Genomic DNA, 19,012 nt, shown 5'->3' with positions numbered 1-19,012 from the left:
GGGGGCGGTGCGGGTCGTTCCCGGTGGGCGGCGGCCCCTGGGGGTCCCGGGGGCCTGGGGATCCCTGAGGGTCCCCGGGTTCGGGAGGTGCCGCCGCTCCACCGGTACGAGGCCGTGCGGGGGGCCGGGTCAGCCCTTGAGCAGCTGGTTGCACCGCTCGACGGCGGTGTCCAGGGCCTGCTTGGAGCTCGCGTCGCCGCTGATCGCCAGGGCGATCTGCTGGTTGATGACGGTGCTCATCGCGTCGTCGACCTGGACGGGCTGGAGGATCTTCGCCTTGGCCAGCGAGGTGAACGCGATCACCTTGGCGTCCCCGGCGTTGGTGCCGTCGCCCCTGCTGAAGAACGGGTCGCCCGCGGACGCCTTGGTGGACGGGAACACGCTGGTCAGGTGGGCGAAGGCGGCCTGGTTCTCGGGGCTGGTGACCCAGCGGGCCAGGGCCACCGCGGCGGCGGGGTTCTTGCTGCCCTTGGATATCGACAGGCCCTGCACGTACAGCGGCGGGGTGCCCATCGCGGGGGAGGGGACGATCTTCGGGGCGAGCGTGGGGTTGTCGGTGGCGAGACTGGTGATGAAGTTCCCGCCACCGGTGGTCCAGGCCGCCGCGCCGGAGTTGAACAGCTTGGAGTTGCCGGCGTAGGTGTTGGTCAGGACGTCCTTCGGCAGCAGGCCCTCCTTGAAGGCGTCGCGGTACTTGTCGAGCAGCGCGGCCGCCTCGGGGGTGTTGAAGGTGAAGGACCTGCCGTCGTCGGACATCACCTTGACACCGGCGTTGACCAGGTCGCCGAGGCCGGGCTTGCGGCTCATCAGATAGGTCTGGCCGCCGGACTTCTCCTTCATCACCCGGGCCTGGGCGATGAGTTCGTCCAGGGTGGTGGGGAGGGTCTTCGGGTCCAGGCCGTTCTTGCCGAGGAGCTCCGAACTCCAGTAGTTGACATCGGTGTTGAGGTACCAGGGGTAGCCGTAGGTGCCGTCCTGGCCGGCGAAGCGGTAGGCGTCGACGCCGCCGGCGACGTACTCGTCGGCGAGCAACGGATCGGCCTTGGCCACGTCGAGCAGCATGTTCTGCCTGGCCAGCGGGAGTGCGAAGTCCGGCGGGAGGTTGACCACGTCCGGCAGGCCGCCGGCCGCGGCCTGGCTGAGCACCTTCTGCGAGTAGCCCTCACCCGGCTGGTCCAGCCACTCGACCTCGACGCCCGGGTGCTGCTTCTTGAAGCCGTCGATCACGCCCTGCACGTAGTCGGTGAACTTCGGCTTCAGCGCCCAGGTCTGGAGCGAGACCTTGCCCTTGACCTCACCGGTGGCGGCCGCACTCGCCGCGGTGTCGTCGCTCTTGGTGTCGGAGCTCAGCCCGCAGCCGCCGAGCAGGGCGGTGGTGACCGCCGCCGTCGTCAGTGCCGCCCAGATTCTTCGCATGAGGGTCTCCCGGTCCTGAGGGTGGGTGGGGGATTGTGCTGACGTGCAGAACCTGACTTACTAAACCGGTCTAGCTGTTGCAGGGACTATGCTCCCGCCTAAACTTGGATGTCAAGAGAGGGGTCGGATCCTGTGGGCAGACCGACGATCGCCGACATCGCGCGCCAGGCCGGTGTCTCCAAGGGCGCGGTGTCCTTCGCGCTGAACGGGCGACCCGGGGTGAGCGAGGCGACCAGGGCCCGCATCCTGCGGGTCGCCGAGGACATGAACTGGCGGCCGCACAGTGCGGCCCGCGCGCTCGGCGGCGCCCGCTCCGACGCGGTCGGACTGGTGATCGCGCGCCCGGCCCGCACCATCGGCGTCGAGCCGTTCTTCAGCCAGCTGCTGTCCGGGCTCCAGGCGGTGCTCTCGGCCCGCTCGGTCGCGCTGCACCTGATGGTGGTCGAGGACACCGCCGCCGAGATCGAGGTCTACCGGCGCTGGGCCTCCGAGCACCGGGTCGACGGGTTCATCGTGGTCGACCTGCAGGTCCGCGACCCGCGGCCGGAGGTGCTGGAGGAACTCGCCCTGCCCGCCGTCGTCCTGGGCGGGCCCGGCAAGGGCGGCGGCCCGCTGCGGGTCTGGGCGGACGACCGGGAGGCGATGCTCTCGATCGTCGACTACCTGGCCGCGATCGGCCACCGGCGGATCGCGCACCTGGCCGGCCTGCCGCACTTCCAGCACACCCAGCGGCGGATCCGCGCGCTGCGCGACGCCTCCCGGCGGCTGGGCCTGGAGGAGGCGGTCTCGGTGCCCACCGACTTCAGCGACGCCGAGGGCGCGGCGGCCACCCGGACGCTGCTCTCCCGCCCGCGGCGGCCCAGCGCGATCATCTACGACAGCGACGTGATGGCGGTGGCCGGGCTCGGGGTGGCCGGCGAGATGGGCGTCGCGGTGCCCGGCGAGCTGTCGATCGTCTCCTTCGACGACTCGGTGCTCGCCCGGATCGTGCACCCCCCGCTGACCGCGCTCAGCCGGGACACCTTCGCGCTCGGCGAGCAGGTGGCCCGCAGTCTGCTCGAAGTGCTCGACGAGGCCGGCCCGGGCCGTGACCTGCAGATGCCCACGCCCCGGCTGACCGTTCGGGAGTCCACCTCGCCGCCGCCCGGCCTGCCGGGCGCTGCGCGGACCGTTGACAGCGGATCTGAACCGGTTTAGCCTCGCTGCGCCGAGCGGGCCACGCTCGGCGCGTCACCGCGGGCGGGGCGCCGCCCCGCTCCCGCCGCCCGTTGCCCGTCGCCGCACTCCTGCCGCCGTCGCACCCGGCGGTGGCGGTTGTCCGGTGTACCGCCGCGCCCTCGCGCGGCCGCAGGTCCGCACTCTCGCACTGCTGCACCTTCGCACGGCTGCACCCTCGTACCGCTGCACCCTCGTACCGCTGCACCCTCGCACTGCCGGTCCCGTACCGCCGCAGTTCCGTACCGCCGTGCCGGGCGACGGCCGGCGGTGCCAGGCCGGGACCGGCCCGCCTGAGCACTGCGCACCACCGGCACCCGCCGCGATCAGCACCGCCACGCTCGCATGCACCCGGACCGCCCCCGGGCGGGCCCCACCCCCACCCTCCTCCGCTCGATCGGAGCCACCGCATGTCCCGACGCCTCCCCCTTCTGCTGAGCGCCGCCCTCGGGGCCGCCGTGCTGGGCGCCGCACCCACCGCCCACGCGGAGCCCGCACCGGCCGCCCCGGCCGCCGCCCCGGCCGCTCTGGGCAGCCAGCCGTACGCCTCGTACTGGTACCCGAACACCATCCTGAACTGGGACCCGGCCACCGACCCGGACGCCCGGTTCAACCGCTCCCGCGTCCCGCTCCAGCCGCGCACCACCGACCCGGCGCTCAAGGCCAACCCCAACGCCCGGTCCGGCGAGGGCAAGGTGGCCTCCCTGGTCTCCTTCGGCCCGACCTCCAACAACCCCTCGCAGGGCTCCGCCGACCCGAACTACTACGCCTTCGGCTACTGGCAGTACGTCGACAAGCTCGTCTTCTGGGGCGGCTCCGCCGGCGAGGGCCTGATCCTCGCACCCAACCCGACCGTCATCGACGCCGCCCACCGCAACGGCGTCAAGGTCTACGGGACGGTCTTCTTCCCGCCCGCCGCGTACGGCGGCCAGCTCCAGTGGGTCCGCGACTTCGTCCAGAAGTCCGGCAGCGGCTACCCCGTCGCCGACAAGCTCGCCCAGGCCGCCCAGTACTACGGCTTCGACGGCTGGTTCATCAACCAGGAGACCGGCGGCGGCGATTCGGCCCTCGCCACCGAGGTCCGCAACCTCATGCAGTACACCAAGGCGAAGAGCTCCACCGAGTTCATGTGGTACGACGCGATGACCGAGTCCGGCTCGGTCTCCTGGCAGAACGCGTTCACCACCGCCAACGACTCCTTCCTCCAGGAGGGCACCCGCCGCACCTCCGACTCCATGTTCCTCAACTTCAACTGGAGCTCCGGCGGCCTCGACTCCTCCCGCAGCCTCGCCCGCGGCCTCGGGCGCAGCGAGTACGACCTCTACTCCGGGATCGACACCGAGGCCAACGGCTACAACAGCGGCGTCGACTGGAGCACGCTCTTCCCGGCCGGCAAGCCGCACACCACCTCGCTCGGCCTCTACCGGCCCGAGTGGACCTGGAAGTCGGCCACCGACCGCGCCGACTTCTACGCCAAGGACGCCCGTTACTGGGTCGGTGCCAACAACGACCCGTCCAACACGACGACTTCGTCCAGCTGGAAGGGCCTCTCCACGTACTTCGCGGAGTCCTCGCCGATCACCGCCAAGCCCTTCGTCACCAACTTCGACTCCGGCCAGGGGGACTTCTACAACTCCGGCGGCAACCGGGTCGCCACCGGCGGCTGGAACAACCTGTCGCTCCAGGACGTCCCGCCCACCTACCGCTGGCTGGTCAGCTCCACCGGCAGCAGGCTGACGCCCTCGATCGACTTCACCGACGCCTACGAGGGCGGCTCCACGCTGCGCCTCACCGGCCGGCTCGACGCGGCCAACACCATCCGCCTCTACGAGACCAGGCTCCCGGTCGCGGCGGACAGCAGGCTCTCGGTGGTCCTGAAGACCCCGGCCGCCGGGGCGACCAACCTCAAGGCCGCGATCTCCTTCACCGACGCGCCGACCAGCTTCACCACCCTCGACCTCGGCTCGACCGGCGGCAACGGCTGGGAGCGCAGGACCCTCGACCTCTCCGCCTACGCCGGCCGCACCATCGCCCAGATCGGCCTGCAGGCCGAGGGCTCCAACCCCGCCTACGATGTGAAGGTGGGGCAACTGGCGGTCTACGACGGCGCGGTGGACGCCCCGGCTGCGCCGAGCGGACTCACGGTGCTCGGTGCCGCCGACACCGTGCCCGGCACCAGCCAGTCGCTGCGGCTGTCCTGGACCGGGTCCACGGGCGGGGCCGTCCACCACTACGAGCTCTACCGGCGCAACCCGGACGGCACCCGCTCCTACCTCGGTGCGACCCCGTCCGACGCCTACTTCGTGAACCGGCTCGACCGGGTGGGCACTGAGAGCGCCACCACCATCGAGGTCGAGGCCGTCTCCACCGAGTACGGCCGCTCGACCGCCGCGAGTGCCACCGTCTCCTGGACGGGCACCCCGCCGGCCGGCGGCAACCTGGCGCTGAACCGCCCGGCCACCGGCTCCGGCCAGTGCAACGCCAACGAGACCCCGGCGAAGGCGGTCAACGGTACCGTCAACGGTGGCAACGGCGACAAGTGGTGCACCACCACCTCGGCCAAGTGGCTTGAGGTGGACCTCGGTTCGGCGCATCCGCTGTCGAAGTTCGTGGTGAAGCACGCCTCGGCCGGCGGTGAGAGCGCCTCCTACAACACCCGCGACTTCTCCGTGCAGGTCCGCAACTCCACCACCGACCCGTGGACCACCGTCGCCAACGTCACCGGCAACACCGCCGGGACGACCACCCACCCGGTCTCCACCACGGCCCGGTACGTCCGCCTGGTCGTGACCCGGCCCACCCAGACCTCCGACCCCGCCGCCCGCGTCTACGAGTTCGAGGCCTGGGGCGCGTAGCGCCGGTCCGGCCGAGCCCGCTCCACCCCTTCCCGAAAGGACCATCCCCGTGCCGGTCACCATCACCGCCGTCGAAAGCACGGACCTGTTCACCGGCCCCGAGGACGCGCCGCGCCAGCTGCTGCGGGTGAGCCTCGACGGCCCGCCCGCCCGGATCGCCGTCAGCGGCCCGGGCGTACGCGGCGAGGCGGCCGGCACGGGGCTGGTCGAAGTCCCCCTGGAGATCACCGGCGCCGGGCCCGGCGCGCGGCTGCCCGTCACCGTCACCGCCGTCGCCACCGGTGGCGGCACGGCCGAGGGCGGCGCGGAGGCCGAGGGCGTCGTCGAGGTCGCCGAACCCGGCTGGACCATGTACCTCGTCTCGCACTTCCACTACGACCCGGTCTGGTGGAACACCCAGGCCGCGTACACCTCCCCGTGGGAGCTGCTCTCGGCCGACGCCACCACCCGCCCGCTCTGGGAGCGCAACGGCTTCGCCCTGGTCGACGCCCACCTGGACCTGGCCCTGCGGGACCCGGTCTACAGCTTCGTGCTCGCCGAAGTCGACTACCTGAAGCCGTACTTCGACCAGCACCCCGAGCGCCGCGAGACCCTGCGGCTGCTGCTGGAGCGCGGGCAGGTGGAGCTGGTCGGCGGCACCTACAACGAGCCCAACACCAACCTCACCGGCGCCGAGACCACGATCCGCAACATCGTCTACGGCATCGGCTACCAGCGGGACATCCTCGGCGGCGACCCGCAGACCGCCTGGCAGCTCGACGTCTTCGGCCACGACCCGCAGTTCCCCGGCCACCTCGCCGCCGCCGGCCTGACCGGCAGCGCCTGGGCGCGCGGCCCGTTCCACCAGTGGGGGCCGATCCAGAAGAACTTCCGCGAGGCCAAGGACGACGCGCGGGTGATGCAGTTCCCGAGCGAGTTCGAGTGGATCGCCCCCTCGGGCGAGGGCGTGCTCACGCACTACATGCCGCACCACTACTCGGCCGGCTGGTGGATGGACTCCTCCCCGGACCTCGCCACCGCCGAGCAGGCCGTCTACGAGCTGTACCGCAAGCTCAAGCCGGTCGGGGCCACCAAGAACCTGCTGCTGCCCGTCGGCACCGACTACACCCCGCCGAACAAGTGGGTCACCGCGATCCACCGCTCCTGGGCCGCCAAGTACCTCTGGCCGCGCTTCGTCTGCGGCACCCCGCGCGACTTCCTGGCCGCCGTCCGCGCCGAACTCGCCGCCACCGGCCGCCGTCCCAGTCCGCAGACCCGGGACATGAACCCGGTGTACACGGGCAAGGACGTCTCCTACATCGACACCAAGCAGGCCCAGCGGGCCGCCGAGGTCGCCGCCGTCGACGCCGAGAAGCTCGCGACCCTCGCCACCGTGCAGGGCCTGGGGCGCTACCCCGAGGCCGCGCTCGACAAGGTGTGGCGCCAACTCGCCTACGGCGCTCACCACGACGCGATCACCGGCTCCGAGTCCGACCAGGTGTACCTGGACCTGCTCGGCGGCTGGCGCGAGGCCCACGACCTGGCCGCCGCCGTCCGCGACACCGCGCTGGACGCCCTGACCGCCCGGATCGACACCCGGGGCACGGGCACGGCCGTGGTCGTCACCAACACGCTCTCCTTCGACCGGACCGACCTGGCCGCCGTCCGGCTCCCCGAGGGCGACCGGGCCGTCCGGGTGCTGGACGACACGGGCGCCGAGGTGCCCAGCAGCGTCGACCGGGGTACCCTGCGCTTCCTCGCCGCCGACGTGCCCGCCCTCGGCTGGCGCACCTGGCGCCTGGTCGCGGGCCGGGCCGCCCCCGCCTGGTCGCCCGCCGACGGCTTCACCGCCGCCAACGACCGGTACCGCGTCACCGCCGACCCGGCCCGCGGCGGCGGCCTGACCAGCGTCCACGACCTGCTGCACGAACGGGAGTTGATCCAGGACGGCCGGATCGGCAACGAACTGCGGGTCTACGAGGAGTACCCGCAGCACCCCGACTTCGGCGAGGGCCCCTGGCACCTCGTCCCCAAGGGCCCGGTGCTCGGATCCGGCGAGCAGCCCGCCGCCGTCCGCCGCGAGTGCGGCCCGCTCGGCGAGCGCCTGGTGATCGCCGGCACCGTCGACGCCGTCCGCTACGAGCAGACCGTCACCCTCTGGCACGGACTGGACCGGGTCGACTGCCGGACCAGGGTGGTCGACTACTCCGGCGCCGACCGCCTGCTGCGGCTGCGCTTCCCGGTGGACGTCCCCGGCGCGCTGCCGGTCAGCGAGGTCGCCGACGCGGTCGTCGGCCGCGGCTTCGCGCTGCCCGACGTCGACTCCGCCGAGGCGCCCTGGACCCTCGACAACCCCGCCAACACCTGGTTCGGCCTCGGCGCCACGGCCCGGGCCGTCCTCACCGACCCGGCCGGCAACCCGCTCGGCGAGCGGGCCCTCGGCGTCGCCGAGGTGGTCGTACCCGACCTCGACGCCGCCGCCGACGCCCGCGACCTGGTCGTCGCCCTCGCCCGGGTCGGCGTCACCGCCACCACCTCCGGCGCCGACTGGGCCCGGTACGGCTGGCTGGACGTCGACTCCAACCTTCCGGACTTCCGGATCGTCCTCGGCGGTCCCGAGGAGAACGACGCCGCACGGGAGTTGATCGAGCGCGCGGGCGAGGAGTACGCCGCCGTGCTCAAGGCGCACGGCGCCGTCTGGGTACCCGCGCTCACCCCGCTCGCCGAGGTCTGGCAGCCCGGCGCCGACCTGCGCGACCTGCGTGCGCTGCCCGCCCTGGTGGCCACCGACCCGGAGGCGCTCACCCGAGACCTCGCCGACGCCCGGATCGGCGCCGTCTGCCCCGGCGCCGTCCACGAGCAACTCGCCGACCACACCGTGGCCCTGCTCACCTACGGCCTGCCCGGCTTCGCCGTGGACGCCACCGGCGCGCTGCACCTCTCGCTGCTGCGCTCCTGCACCGGCTGGCCCTCCGGGGTCTGGATCGACCCGCCCCGGCGCACCCTGCCCGACGGAACGTCCTTCCAACTTCAGCACTGGACACACGAGTTCAGCTACGCCCTGACCGGCGGAGCGGGCGACTGGCGTGCCCAGGCACTGCCCGCACAGGGCCAGGAGTTCAACCACCCGCTGTACACCCGGCTTTCAGGCGCCCCGGTCGACCAGGACGGCTCCGTCGTTCAGGACGGCCAGGGCGGCCAGGACGGCCGGGACGGCCGGGGCGGTCAGGGCGGCTCCGTCGGCCAGGGCGGTCAGAACGGCCCGCTGCCCGCCGTGCTCTCCTGGCTGCGCGTCGAACCGCAGCGCGAGGTCCTGCTCGGCACCCTCAAGCCGGCCGGGAACCCGATCGCCCACGGCTCGGCCGCCCCGACCGGCGGCGACCTCGCCCTCAGGCTGGTCGAGTCCACCGGCCTCGGCCGCACCGCCGTCCTCGGCGGAGCCCTCGGCCTGACCGGGCTGCACCGCGCCGACCTGCTGGAGCGCCCGACGGCCGCACTCCCCGGCCCGGTCGAGCTGACCGGCTCGCAGATCGCCACCCTGCTCGCCCGGCCGACCCTGGCCGCCTCCGGCACGCCGGACGCGCCCGTGCTCGGCCCGGTCGCCGAGGCCGCGCAGCCCGTGCACGCCCGCTACTGGCTGCACAACCGGGGCCCGGCCCCGCTCGGCTACCTCCCCGTCTCGGTCGGCGTCTCGCCCGGCCTGCTGCGCACCGGGGGCGAGCCGGTCGAGCTGTCCGTCGCGCTCTCCTCCCAGCTGCGGGACGCCTCCGTCGAGGGCACGGCCACGGTGCTGCCGCCCGAAGGCTGGCAGGCCGGACCAGGCGCCCGCCCCTACCGGTTGGCGCCCGGCGGCCACCTGCGCTTCCCCGTCACCCTCACCCCACCGACCGGCGTCGAACCCGGGCTCCACTTCGCCGCCGTCCGGATCTCCCACGACGGCCAGCAGATCGAGGACGTGGTGACCATCGCGGTCGGCGCGCTGCCCGAGCTGCTCCCGGCGCCCGGCGACGCCCCGGAGGACTGGACCGCCGCCCAGGGCACCAAGGCCGCCACCGGCCGGGACACCGGCCTGGCGGTGGCGGTCGGCCAGGAGTCGCTGCACGTCGCCCCCGGCGGCCGCGCCACCCTCGACGTGGTGCTGGCCAACCGCACACGCGGCGGGATCCGCGGCGAACTGCAGCTCGTCTCGCCCTGGGGCAGCTGGGAGGCGGTGGCCGCGCCCGTCCGCGGGTTCACGCTCGCGGCCGGCGCCGAGGAGACGCTCGCCTTCGAGGTCGCCGTCCCCGAGGACACCGATCCCGGGGCGTACTGGGCGCTCGCCAAGGTGATGTGGTTCGGCCGCTGCCAGTACTCGCCGACCGTCGCCCTGGTGGTGGAGCCGTGACCGCGCCCGCCGAGGCCCCCGTGCTGGGCCTGCTCGACGGCCGCCCGCTGCCGCGAACCGAACTGGACCGCCGGCTCGCCGCCCTGCGGGAGGGCCCGCGCTCCGCGGCGCTGCCCCGGCCCGGCAGTTCGGAGGACCGGCAACTGGCGCGCTGGGTCGCCCAGGTGCTGCTGACCGAGGCGCTGTGCGCGGCGGTCGCCGCCGAGCGGGGACTCGGCCACCCGGCCGATCCGGCCCCCGCCCGGCTCGACCAGCGGGCCGCCGTCGAGTTCGGCTCCATCACCGCGGCCGCCTACGAGGGCAGCGCCGCCGTCCGGGCGGTCTACGCGGCGGTCACGGCGCAGGTCGCACCGGCACCGGGGGAGGTGGAGCGGTACCGGTCGCTGACCGACCGCCGGCCACCCGGCACCGTGTGGCGGGTGGCCACCCCCGAGGGCGAGTTCGAGGCCGACCCCGAGACCCTGCCGGCCGCCCTGGCCGACGCCCTGCGGCAGGCCGCGCCGGGGGAGTGGGTCACTGCGGGGGCCTGGACGGCGGCCCGGGCGGCCGAACCCTGCGCCGATACGGCCGCCTCCTCCAGTGCCGCGGGGGAGGTCACGGCTGCCGCCCGTCGCGCGGCCTTCGTCCGCTGGCTCGACCAGGCCCGCGCCGAACGCCTCACCCTCGTCCCGGGCCTGGAGCACCCGGGCGACCCGGCCCAACCGGACAACCACCACCGGCACTGAACCCGGCCTTTGACGCGGCCCTTGACCCGGTGCTTGACGCGACCCTTGACCCGATCCTTGACCCGGCACGTGGAGCGGGCACCTCGCGCCCGCTCCACGCCGAGCCGCCCGGAGGGCCTGGGGCGTCCTCAGCGAGGAGACAGGAGGCAGAACTCGTTGCCCTCCGGGTCGGCCAGAACCGTCCAGGAGATGGCGGACTGGTCGAAACCGGGGTCGGTGGCGCCCAAGGCACGCAGTCGGGCCTTCTCTGCTTCCAGGTCGTCGCCGGGGTAGGGGCTGACGTCGAGGTGGACGCGGTTCCACCCGCTCTTGGTGTCGGGGGTACGGATGAAGTCGAGGTAGGGGCCGACGCCTTCGGCGGACCGCATGGTCGCGTGGTCGTCGGCGACCTCGTGCAGCGTCCAGTCCATCGCCTCGTCCCAGAACCGGGCCATCTCCCGCGGGTCGGTGCAGTCGACCACCACCGCGGCGATCGGCCCGGTGTCCTGGTAGATCGGGCGGGGCTCCAGGACGCAGAACTCGTTGCCCTCCGGGTCGGCCATGACCGTCCAGGGGACGTCGCCCTGACCCACGTCGGCGAGCGTCGCGCCGAGCTCCTTCAAGCGCGCGACCAGCTCCGCCTGATGGGCGGTCGAGGTGGTGGCCAGGTCAAGGTGTACCCGGTTCTTCACCGTTTTGGGCTCCGGGCGGGCGACGATGTCGATGCAGACGGCCACGGGGTCGGGGTAGTCGAAACCCACGGGTTCGAGGTTGGTGATGCCCGGCCCCTCGCTGTCGACACCCCAACCGAGCGCCTCCGCCCAGAACCGGCCGAGCACGGAGTCGTCCTGGGCCTTCATGTTGATCTGTACAAGTCTTGTTGCCATGCCACGGATCCTAGTAGGGCCTGGTCAGGTGCGTACGGCGCCCGCCGGGACGGGCTCCCGGGACTGCGCACGATCCGGGTCCTCGGCCGGATCCTCGGCCGGGGCGGCGGCACGCAGCGCCGCCTCGACCCGGCGGTTGGTGGTCATGGTGGAGGTGACGGCGGTCATGGTGAGCAGGAGTCCGGCGGCGGTGTAGAGCGGGGCGCGCACGTCGTAGGTGGTGGCCAGCCAGCCGCCGAGGAAGGCGCCGAAGGGGGCGGCGCACATGCCGAGCATGCGGGAGGTGGAGGCGACCCGGCCCATCAGGTGGGCGGGGACGATGGCCTGTCGGAGGGAGGGGCCGAGCACCATCGTGGCGCCCATGCCCGCTCCGCAGACGGCGAGCGCGAGGCCGGCGACGTACGGGTTCGGGGCGGCGGCAAGGCCCAGGATGGCGAGCCCTTCTACTGCGGCCGTGCAGGTCAGCGCGGTGCCGGTGCCGAGTCGTCGGCCGAGGAGGGAGGCGAGGCCCGCGCCGAGCAGTCCGCCGACGGCCTCCGCCGTGAGGAGCAGGCCGAAGCCGAAGGTGCCGATGCCGAGCCGGTCGTGCGCGAAGAGGGCGAGTACCGTCTCCACGGCGAGGAAGGCGATGTTCCCGACCGCCGGCCGCAGCGCGAGCCCGAGCAGCAACTGGTCCCGGAACACGTACGAGGCACCGGCCCGCGCCTGCCGCAGCAGCGACTCACGGGCCTGCGGAACGGGCCGGGGCGCGGCAGGCAGCGACCGTACGAGCAGTGCGGAGAGTGCGAACGACACCGCGTCGGCGAGCAGCGGAACCGACCGCCCGAGCGCGAGCAGGGCGCTGCCCGCGGGCGGCCCGGCGAAGCCGGACGCGGCGGTCTGGGCGCCGCGCAGACGGGAGTTGGCGCGCTCCAGGAGTGCGGGGTCGCGGCCGAGCAGATCCGGCAGGTAGGCCGTGGCGGCGGTGTCGAAGAAGAGCCCGCCGAGGCCGAGCAGGAAGGCGAGGGCCGCGAGCAGCGGAATGCTCAGCACGTCGAGCGCGGCCGCTGCCGCCGGTATCGCGAGCAGCACCGCACGCGCCGCGTCCGTGACCCACATCGTGCGCCGGCGGTCCCAACGGTCCACCAGCGCACCGCCGAGCACCCCGAAGAGCAGCCACGGCAGCGTTCCGGCGGCCGTGACGACGGCGAGCGCCATCGGATCCCGCGTCAACGTCAGCGCGAGCAGCGGCAGTGCGGCATGCGACACCCCGTCACCGAGCGAGGACACCGTCTGCGCGGTCCACAGCCGTCCGAACCCGGTTGGCAACTTCCGTACGTCCGAGGTCACTTGGCGCCCCCTTCGGCCTGCTCGCGCGGCGCCGGGTGGAACAGTGCGAAGACGAGTGACGCGTCCGGCAGCGACGGATCGGACAGCTCCCGGTACTCGTCCGCCAGAGCCTGCAGCCGCGCCCCCAACTGTGCGAACTGCTCGTCGGTGAGCCGCAGATGCGCCATCCGCACGTGCCGCCCCTCCACCGGCGACGCCTCCAGGTCCGCCACCGCGTGCCGCATCAGCACATCCGGCCCGCCCTCGCCCGGATCCGGCAGCACGATCGACCGCGCGGCCATCGCGTAGTACCGCTCGACGACCCCCCGCACCTTCCGCGTCCGCACCACCTTCACCAGCCCGGCCCGCTCCAGCAGCCGTACGTGGTAGCTGGAACTCCCCTTCGCAAGGCCCACCCGCTCGGCGACCTGAGTGATCGTCGCGGGCTCGAAGCGGAGCACGGCCATGATCCGGTGACGCGTGAGGTTGGAAACGGCGCGCAGCTGTTCATCGGTGGTGACGTGGAACGTCTCGGGAAGATCATCGATCGGCATGCCCCCAATGGTCAACGTTTCTTGACCATTGGGCAAGGGGTTTTCCGGAATCGGCTGTCACTCATTCAGTGAGGGTCGGCAGTCGGGAGAGGTGGTTCTGGGCCAGGCGACGAAGTCGACGGCGGGGACCAGTTGTCAGGGGCCGATCCGATCGTGCAGGCGCGGGACAGGACGAGGGGGTGGTCCGGCGCCGCTGGGAGGTTGACCCTTACGCGGCGTCATGCGGCATCGTCGGGGGCATGGGAGAGCACCTGACCGTGGGGCGTGTGGCCGAGTTGGCCGGGGTGAGCGTCCGTACGCTGCATCACTACCACCAGATCGGCCTTGTCCAGCCGTCCGCGCGGACCGGGGTCGGCTACCGGGCCTACTCGCCGGGGGACGTGGAGCGGCTGCGGGAGGTGCTCGGGTACCGGCGGCTGGGGTTCGGACTGCGCGCGATCGCGGATCTCGTGGACGACCCGGACACCGACGCGGTCGCGCACCTGCGTCGGCTGCGCGGCCTGCTGGTGGAACAACGTGACCAGGCCGCCGCCACGGTGACGGCCATCGACAAGGAACTGGAGGCCCGGGCGATGGGGATCAGGACGACGCCGGAGGATCAGCTCAAGGTGTTCGGAGCACAGCTGTACGAGTCGATCGGGTCCGCCTACCCGGCGACGCGGCGCACCGAGCCGCGGATCGCCGCGCGGATCTGGGAGGCGCTCGGGGACGCCAGGACGGTACTGAACGTCGGGGCCGGCACCGGCTCCTACGAACCCCCGGACCGGGACGTCACGGCGGTGGAACCGTCGGCGGTCATGCGGGCGCAGCGGCCCGCGGGCGCGGCGCCGTGCATAGCCGCCAGTGCGGAGTGCCTGCCGTTCGCCGACCAGTCCTTCGACGCCGCGATGGCGGTCAGCACCGTCCACCACTGGCCGGACCCGGTCGCCGGGCTGCGCGAGATGCGGCGGGTGGCCCGGCGCGTGGTGGTGTTCACCTACGACGCCAGTACGACCGGCTGGCTCCAGCGGTTCTGGCTCACCCGCGACTACCTGCCCGAATTCGCCGACCTCCTCGCCGACTGGCCCTCACTGGCGGACCTGACCCATGCGATCGGGGGCCGCGCGGAGCCGGTGCTCATCCCGTGGGACTGCGAGGACGGCTTCTTCGAGGCGCACTGGCGCCGGCCCGAGGACTACCTGGACGAACGGGTACGCCGCGCGGTGTCGGTGTGGACCAGGGTCGGGCCGCAGGCCGAGCAGCGGGCGGTGGAGGGCCTCCGCGCCGACCTCTCCTCGGGCCGGTGGGCCGAGCGCAACCGCGACCTCGTCGCCCTGGACGCGGCGGAGTTGGGGCTGCGCCTGCTGGTGGCCTGAACCCTCGGGTGCTCTGACGCGCCCGGATCCGCCCCGGCTGGCGGCCGTGCCGGGGAGTTCGGGGGGCCGGACCGGCGGCAGGTACTGTGAGCTGCGGCTTCAGTGGGGCCTGGAACGCCGGAGCGGAACGAGGGGATGTTGGCCATGGGTGCGGAGACCGAAGAGTTCGCGGCGATGCTGCGTGAGCTGAAGGACCGTTCGGGCCGCAGCTACGGGACGCTCGCCGCCCGGTTGCACGTCAGCACCTCCACCCTGCACCGCTACTGCAACGGGGCCGCGGTGCCCACCGAGTACGCGCCGGTGGAGCGGCTCGCCCGGGTCTGCGGGGCGGGCGCCGACGAGCTCGTCGAGCTGCACCGGCGCTGGATCCTGGCGGACGCGGCCCGGCGCAGGGAGCCGGGCGGGGCGGCGGCCCGGGCCGGTGCGGCGGAGTCGGCGCCCGAGCCGCAGCCGGTGCCCGAACCGGGCCGGGTGGACCAGCTGGAGCCGGTGGCTCAGGTCGGGCAGGCCGGCCCCGAGCGCCGTCGGCGGCGGCTGCCGTACCCCCGGGTCCTGCTGAGTGCGGCGGCCGTGGTCGTCCTCGCCTCGGCGATCCCGTTCCTCGGGCTGGGCGACCCGACCCCGGCCGCCGCCCCGCCCCCGACCTCGCTCGCGGCTCCGCAGCCCTCGGGGACGGGCGGTACCGCCCCGATATCCCCGGCCGCCCCGACGTCCCCGGCGGCGTCGGCACCCGCGCCCGCGCCCGCGTCCACCACCCCGGCCGCGGGCGCCGACGCCGAGCCGCCGCCCTTCCACGTGAACGTCCTGACGGACAACTGGGGCAGCACCTGCGACCAGTGGTTCCTGTCGGCCAAGGCCCCGGGCGCGGTGCCCGCACCGCCGGCCACCCAGCGGACGGACAGCTGGGCGGCCGCCCAGCACGCCCTCCCCGGAGGGCATCTGCGGCTGCAGCTGACCGCGCAGGGCGCGAACGCGAAGCCGGTCGTCCTGCACGCCCTCTACGTGCACGTGGTGAGCGCCGGGCCCGCGCCCAAGGGGAACGCCTACCTCATGGGCTCGGGCTGCGGCGGCGGCCTCACCCCGGCGGCCTTCTCGGTGGACCTCGACGCCTCGGCCCCCCGCCCGGTACCCGTCGCGGGGGCGGAGGGCGCCGCGAAGTCCCGTACCTCGGACTTCCCCTACCAGGTCTCGGCCACCGATCCGCAGGTGCTGAACATCGACGCCGGCACCGCCGCACAGGACGTCAGCTGGTACCTGGACGTGCTGTGGAGCAGCGGCGACCGCCAGGGGACGCTGAAGGTCGACGACCACGGCCGCCCGTTCCGGACCGCGGGTCTGAAGGGCGCGCCGAGCTACTTCTACCAGGACGAGCGCACGGGCTGGGCCCCCGTACCGCCCGGCGGCTGACCGGCCGAGGGGCGTTGCTAGCCTGTTTGGCATGATCAGGAAAAGCTCCGGGTTACAGACGAACGACGTGCCGACGCAGAGCGGTCCGCAGCGTGCCCTCATCGCCGCGAGCTTCGTCAGCCGGGTGGGCAACGGGCTGTTCAACACCGCTTCGGTGCTCTACTTCACGCTGGTGGTGCACCTGCCCGCCACCCGGGTCGGGGTCGGCCTGACGGTCGCCGGGCTGGTCGGGCTGCTGGCCGGGATCCCGGCCGGGAACCTGGCCGACCGGTACGGGCCGCGCACGGTCTGGCTGACGGCCGTCGCGCTGCAGGCCGCGACGATGGCCTCCTTCGTCCTGATCCACGACTGGGTCACGTTCACGCTGATCGCCACCCTGGACCGGCTGGCGGCGACGGCGGGCGGCGCCGCGGGCGGTGCGATCGTCGCGCGGACCGGCGGTGAGCGCCCGGCCGCCTTCAGGGCGAGGCTGCGCACGTTCGTCAACCTCGGTGTGGTGCTGGGCACCGTCGGCGCCGCCTTCGCCGTCTCGGCCGACACCCGCTGGGCGTACACCGTGCTGATCCTCGCCAACGCCGCCAGCTTCGCCTGCGCCGGCCTGATCGCGCTGCTCTGGGTGCCGAACTACCGGCCCCTGCCCCGGCCCGAGGAGCACCACCGCTGGGCCGTGCTGTCCGACCGGCCGTACACGTTGTTCGCCGCGATCTACGGCGCCATGGGCCTGCAGTACCAGACCGTCTCCCTGCTCCTGCCGATCTGGCTCTCCGCCCACACCGACGCGCCGCGCTGGACGGTGGCGGCGGTCTACGCGGTCAACAGCGGGGTGTGCGTGCTGCTCCAGAGCAGGATCGGCTCCCGGGTGGAGACGCCGAGCCAGGGCGGCCGGGCGTTCCGCCTCGCCGGGCTGCTCTTCCTGGTCAGCTGCCCCCTGATGGCGCTGACCGCGGACGTTCCGGCCTGGGTCGCGCCGGGGCTCGCCATCCTCGCCATCTGCGTGCACAGCCTCGGCGAGGTGTGGGAGTCCTCGGGCGGGTTCGCGCTCGGGTACGGTCTCGCCCCCGACCACGCCCAGGGGCAGTACCAGGGCTTCTTCGGCATCGCCTTCGCCGCCGGGCAGGCGCTCGCTCCGCTGGTCCTCACCACGGCGGTGCTCGGACTCGGACACGCGGGCTGGCTGCTGCTCGGCGTGTTCTTCGCGGCGCTGGGCGCGGCGGGCCCGCCGGTGGCCGCCTGGGCGGAGCGCACCCGCCGCCCGAGCCCCGAAGCGGCGGATGTCCGGTCGGAGGAGGATCCGGTCCCCGACCCCGCCTAGGCCCCGGCCGGGTGCGCAGGGTTGCGGGTAGCATACGCAGCGTCCTTGACGCTCCGTCAGGCGGCGCGGGGTGCGGGTGCGCACCCCGGGCCCGGTCGGAGCCACCCGCTCTCGGCGTCGCGCAGGAGTAGCCCGTGGCCACCCACACCCCGCCCACCGCCCCGTCCGCCCCGCAGCCGCCCGGTGCCGGCGGTCCGCCCCCGCCGGAGCTGCCGGCCGCCGACGTGGACCGCTGGCGCGCCGAGGGCGGCGGGATGGTCGACCTGCTGCGCCTGGTCCAGGGGCTCGGCCCGGTGGCCGCCGTCCGGCTGGGCCCGCAGCCGACCGTCCTGGTCACCGGCCCGGAGGCGGTCCAGCACGTCCTGGCCCGGCACCCGGACCGCTACGTCAAGCGCTCGCACCGCGCCCGGATCCTGGTCGGCGACGGCGTGCTGTCCGCCTCGGGGGACGCCTGGAAGAGCCAACGGAAGCTGCTGCAGAGCCAGTTCACCGGCCCCGGTATGCGCCGCTTCGAGCAGCGGATCGACCTGGCCGCGGACCGTTGCGCCGACCGCTGGGCGGGGTACGCCCGGACCGGGCAGGAGGTCGACCTCGCCGCCGAAATGCGGCACTTCGCCCTGGACACCATCTGGCGCGCCCTCACCGGCCACCCCCTCGACGACCGGTCGGCCGACGAACTCGCCACCATCGGGCGGGTGGTGACCGCCCTGCCGGTGCTGCCCGCCGACGCCGTCGATGCCCAGGCCGCGGTGGCCGAGGAGCTCGCCCGGATCGACGCCGTCGCACTCCGGGCGATCGACGCCGCCCGCACCGGCGGCCCCGGACCGCACGGCCCGGGCCTGCTGCACGTCCTGCTCGACGCCGCCGCCGACCGCGCCGAGTACACCGACCGGCTGATCCGGGACGAGCTGGTCACCCTGATGGTGGCCGGCCACGAGACCACGGCCACCACGCTGACCTGGCTGTACCTCTTCCTGGACCGCCACCCCGAGGCCCTGGAGGGGGCGTTGGCCGCCGGCGGGCCCGAGTCGCCCGAGCGGCGGGCCGCGATCCAGGCCCTGGTCAGCGAGACCCTCCGGCTCTACCCCGTCGCCTGGCTGCTCCCGCGGCACGCCGTCGAGGGCGACCTGATCACCGGCTACCGGGTCGAGGCGGGCACCGACGTGCTGGTGTCGCCCTATCTGACCCACCGGGACGCGCAGTTGTGGCCGGAGCCCGACCGCTTCGACCCCGAGCGCTTCACCGCCCCCGGCCGGCGGCCCGCGCACCCGGGCGCCTACCTCCCGTTCGGGATCGGCGCCCGCGCCTGTCTGGGCCTGCAGTTCGCCGTGCGGGAGACGACCGCCCTGCTGGAGCGGCTGCTGCCCGCGTACCTGCCCCGGCTGCGGGCCGTCCCGCCCGGCCCGGTCTTCGACTTCACCGTCCGCCCCGACGGCCCGGTCCCCGCGGTGATCACAAAGCGGTGATCACCCGGCGCTGATCACACAGCGGTGATCACACAGCGGTGATCAGTCGGCGGCGATCAGCCGCGGGCGCGCCGACGGCCCGGCCCGAAGCCCCCGGGCCGGGCCGCCTTCAACGGCTGTGCCGCGGCTCGCCCCTCAACGGGCCGCGGCACAACCTGGTCCCATCAGAC

12 protein-coding genes are annotated in these 19,012 nt (G+C 73.9%); 8 read left to right on the top strand and 4 right to left on the bottom strand.

Annotated features, from left to right (window positions below; all coding sequences use genetic code 11):
• Positions 1–129: 129 nt before the first annotated feature.
• Positions 130–1,416, bottom strand: coding sequence for an ABC transporter substrate-binding protein (locus tag ACGFZP_RS33385; protein ID WP_392940118.1), 1,287 nt, complete (start codon positions 1,414–1,416; stop codon positions 130–132).
• 132 nt (positions 1,417–1,548) lie between these two features.
• Here ACGFZP_RS33385 and ACGFZP_RS33380 point away from each other — a divergent pair, with 132 nt between their 5' ends.
• The 4 genes from ACGFZP_RS33380 to ACGFZP_RS33365 all read left to right on the top strand — a co-directional run bounded on the left by ACGFZP_RS33380 (position 1,549) and on the right by ACGFZP_RS33365 (position 10,574).
• Positions 1,549–2,613, top strand: a complete 1,065-nt coding sequence (locus ACGFZP_RS33380; protein WP_392940116.1) for a LacI family DNA-binding transcriptional regulator — start codon at positions 1,549–1,551, stop codon at positions 2,611–2,613.
• A gap of 428 nt (positions 2,614–3,041) precedes the next feature.
• Positions 3,042–5,486, top strand: coding sequence for a discoidin domain-containing protein (locus ACGFZP_RS33375; protein WP_392940115.1), 2,445 nt, complete (start codon positions 3,042–3,044; stop codon positions 5,484–5,486).
• Between the two features lie 49 nt (positions 5,487–5,535).
• A complete protein-coding gene (locus ACGFZP_RS33370; protein ID WP_392940113.1) occupies positions 5,536–9,849 on the top strand; it encodes a glycoside hydrolase family 38 C-terminal domain-containing protein in 4,314 nt (1,437 codons plus the stop codon).
• Entirely contained in the window at positions 9,846–10,574 is a 729-nt protein-coding gene (locus ACGFZP_RS33365) for a hypothetical protein (RefSeq protein ID WP_392940111.1), read from the top strand. Before ACGFZP_RS33370 ends, ACGFZP_RS33365 begins: the two co-directional genes overlap by 4 nt.
• A 128-nt stretch (positions 10,575–10,702) precedes the next feature.
• Here the strand turns inward: ACGFZP_RS33365 and ACGFZP_RS33360 are convergent, their stop codons facing one another.
• The 3 genes from ACGFZP_RS33360 to ACGFZP_RS33350 are packed head-to-tail and all read right to left on the bottom strand — an operon-like array spanning position 10,703 to position 13,302.
• On the bottom strand, positions 10,703–11,440 hold the full coding sequence (locus ACGFZP_RS33360) for a VOC family protein (protein ID WP_392940109.1): 738 nt from the start codon (positions 11,438–11,440) through the stop codon (positions 10,703–10,705).
• A 24-nt stretch (positions 11,441–11,464) separates the two neighbouring features.
• The gene (locus ACGFZP_RS33355) at positions 11,465–12,769 is read right to left on the bottom strand and encodes an MFS transporter (RefSeq protein WP_392940107.1); all 1,305 of its coding nucleotides are present in this window, start codon (positions 12,767–12,769) and stop codon (positions 11,465–11,467) included.
• A complete protein-coding gene (locus ACGFZP_RS33350; RefSeq protein WP_392940106.1) occupies positions 12,766–13,302 on the bottom strand; it encodes an ArsR/SmtB family transcription factor in 537 nt (178 codons plus the stop codon). Before ACGFZP_RS33350 ends, ACGFZP_RS33355 begins: the two co-directional genes overlap by 4 nt.
• A gap of 239 nt (positions 13,303–13,541) precedes the next feature.
• Between ACGFZP_RS33350 and ACGFZP_RS33345 the strand changes: the two genes are divergently transcribed.
• From ACGFZP_RS33345 to ACGFZP_RS33330, 4 genes are all read left to right on the top strand, one after another.
• Positions 13,542–14,657, top strand: coding sequence for a methyltransferase domain-containing protein (locus ACGFZP_RS33345; protein ID WP_392940105.1), 1,116 nt, complete (start codon positions 13,542–13,544; stop codon positions 14,655–14,657).
• A 144-nt stretch (positions 14,658–14,801) separates the two neighbouring features.
• Positions 14,802–16,064 carry a helix-turn-helix domain-containing protein gene (locus ACGFZP_RS33340; RefSeq protein WP_392940103.1) on the top strand — a complete coding sequence of 421 codons (1,263 nt, stop codon included), beginning with the start codon at positions 14,802–14,804 and terminating at the stop codon, positions 16,062–16,064.
• A gap of 31 nt (positions 16,065–16,095) precedes the next feature.
• A complete protein-coding gene (locus ACGFZP_RS33335) occupies positions 16,096–17,376 on the top strand; it encodes an MFS transporter (RefSeq protein WP_392940101.1) in 1,281 nt (426 codons plus the stop codon).
• Positions 17,377–17,510: 134 nt separating this feature from the next.
• A complete protein-coding gene (locus ACGFZP_RS33330) occupies positions 17,511–18,842 on the top strand; it encodes a cytochrome P450 (protein WP_392940099.1) in 1,332 nt (443 codons plus the stop codon).
• Positions 18,843–19,012: the final 170 nt, after the last annotated feature.

It is taken from the genome of Kitasatospora sp. NPDC048239, from assembly GCF_043202015.1.
GTDB lineage: Bacteria > Actinomycetota > Actinomycetes > Streptomycetales > Streptomycetaceae > Kitasatospora.
Note: the sequence above shows the minus strand (reverse complement) of the source record. Positions and strands in the feature narration are given on the sequence as shown.